Origin of the sequence: Streptococcus sp. HMSC077F03 (genome assembly GCF_001812375.1) — a bacterium.
Taxonomy (GTDB): Bacteria; Bacillota; Bacilli; order Lactobacillales; family Streptococcaceae; genus Streptococcus; species Streptococcus oralis_S.
The window spans coordinates 1-341 of the sequence record NZ_KV808769.1 but is presented as its reverse complement, the minus strand read 5'-3'; the positions used below and the strand labels follow the sequence as shown (position 1 = coordinate 341).

The window sequence follows — 341 nt, the reverse complement described above, 5'->3', positions numbered from 1 at the left end:
AAACAATGGTGCGAACACCCTTCTTACCAGCTATCTTCACTTGACGACTGCCTTCAGCTAAGAGTGCATTTTCAACCTCACGAGTCTGGAAGGCAACTTCTTCAGTTTTGGTTACTTCCTTAGTCGTTACAACTGCTTTTGAACCGGTATAAGTAATCTTGTTTTTGGCTGCTTTCTTGGTCTTGCGTGAAACTTCTTTACGAGATTTTTCAACACCATCCACTTTTGTCACTTCATAAGTGACTTCATCGATACCTTCTTCACCTTCTTCAACACGTATTTGACCTTTATCCAGTGCTGGGTCTACTTTCGTTTCTTCTTTGAAAGCAACTTTTTCCTCT

1 protein-coding gene is annotated in these 341 nt (G+C 40.8%); it reads right to left on the bottom strand.

What is annotated here, in order from left to right:
• A partial coding sequence (locus tag HMPREF2853_RS03530; protein WP_186821125.1) for a G5 domain-containing protein occupies positions 1-341 on the bottom strand: 341 nt, incomplete at both ends.